General features: G+C 75.6%; 3 protein-coding genes. All 3 read left to right on the top strand.

The window, feature by feature from the left end:
• On the top strand, positions 1-601 hold a 601-nt coding region (locus VIB55_RS06235), incomplete at its 5' end, for a tetratricopeptide repeat protein (protein WP_331875806.1).
• 59 nt (positions 602-660) lie between these two features.
• The gene (locus tag VIB55_RS06230) at positions 661-1,323 is read left to right on the top strand and encodes a zinc ribbon domain-containing protein (protein ID WP_331875805.1); all 663 of its coding nucleotides are present in this window, start codon (positions 661-663) and stop codon (positions 1,321-1,323) included.
• 76 nt (positions 1,324-1,399) lie between these two features.
• On the top strand, positions 1,400-1,726 hold a 327-nt coding region (locus tag VIB55_RS06225), incomplete at its 3' end, for a cytochrome c (protein ID WP_331875804.1).

Here is a 1,726-nt window from a genome sequence, read left to right as displayed (position 1 = left end):
CGCGCTCCCTGACGACGACGAGCCGCTGGTGCGCGACGACGAAGCGCCCGTGCACGCCGTTCCCGCCGAGGCGCGCCGCCGCTTTCCCCGGCAGGCGCTGCTGGCGCTCGCCGTGCTGGGCCTTCTGCTCGTCGCCGCCGTCCGCATGCGCGGCGGCCAGGACGAGGGTGCACTGCAGCGGGGCGAGCAGGCGTTCCTGGCGGGCCGCGTGGCCGAGGCGGAGCGGGAGTTCCGCGCCCACACCGCCGAGCATCCGCGCGACGCCCTGGCCCGCGTGTACCTGGCCCGCATCTACCGCGAAGCGGGCCGCCCGGCGGATGCGCGGCGCGAGCTGCAGGCGGGGCTGGATGCAAACCCGGAGCACGCCGAGCTTCACGCCGAGTTGGGCTACCTGCTGCTGGATGCGCGCCGCGCCCCGGAGGCGGTGGAGCGCTTTCGCGTGGCCCTGCGGCACGACCGCGAATCGCTCCGCGCCTGGGGCGGGCTGGTGCGCGCCCTACGCGAGTCGGGCCGCGCCGCCGAGGCCGACCAGGAGCTTCGCCGCGCGCCCGCCGAGCTGCGCACGCTGATGCGCTCGGCCCCGCGCCAATCCACGCCGTGAGCTGCTGATTTCGGCAGCTCACTTTCGCACTCTCGCACCTTCGCACTTTCGCACTCTCAGTGGACGCACTCGACCGGCTGTACCGGCGCATCGCCACGGCGCTTGCCCGCGACCCCGGGCGGGCGCTGACCATCGGCGACCTGTACCAGGAGGTGGTGCCGTACCGGCTGATCCGCTCGGAGCTGGGCTTCGCGGAGCTGGCGGAGTACGAGCACGCCCTGCTGCGCCTCCTTTCCGGTGAGCGCGAGTACCTGGAAACGGACCGCGCGGAGGTGATGGACGAGTTCCGGCGCGAGCTGCAGGCGCCCAACCCCATCCTGGGCATCTACCGCGACTACGCCGAGGTGGGCGTGCAGCCCAACCCCTTCGCGCAGCCGCCCCAGCCCGACCCCACGGCGCCGCCGGTGGTCGCCTCCGCCCCGGCGGCCGCCGCGCCGCGGACCGCATCCGCGCCCGCGGTGGAGAAGCCCGCGGAAGCCGCGGCCCCCGCCGAGCCTCCCCGGCCGCGTCCCAAGCCGTGCCCGGCGTGCCGCTCGCCCCTGCCGGTGGAGCGGCAGGCGCGCTTCTGCCCGTTCTGCGGCAAGGTGCTGGTGCCCGTGCCCTGCGCGGACTGCAGCGCCATGCTGGAGCCGGAGTGGGGCTTCTGCGCCACCTGCGGCGCGCCGCGTACGGCGGGCGCGGGAAGCCCGCCCGCGTCGCGCCCGGAACAACGCTTGCGGTAGGGGACGTCCATCAACGGCCCCGCCCGGGACATTTCGGTTCGGCGGCGGTCCGGTCATGACGTTTCGGACGGAGCCGATGCGGAAGCAGTGGACATGGATGGCGGCGGCGCTGGTGCTGGCCGCCGTTTCGGGATGCGACAGGGAGGCGAGGCGCGCGGGTGGCGGAGACGCGGCCAAGGGCGGGCCGCCGGACGTGGCGCCGGGTGATTCCGGCCCTCCGCCCGGGCAGCTGCCGCAGGGCGTCACCGCGGCGCAGGGCGGCCAGGGGCGCGCGCTGTACCGCTCCGCCTGCGTGATGTGCCACGGCGAGGCGGGGCAGGGAACGCAGCTGGGGCCCTCGCTGGTGGACGACCAGTGGAGCCAGGGCACCGGCGCGTACGAGGAGATCATCCGCGTGGTGACC

The organism is Longimicrobium sp., assembly GCF_036554565.1.
GTDB lineage: Bacteria > Gemmatimonadota > Gemmatimonadetes > Longimicrobiales > Longimicrobiaceae > Longimicrobium.
The sequence above is the reverse complement of the archived record's forward strand: the minus strand, read 5'-3'. Positions and strand labels throughout refer to the sequence as shown.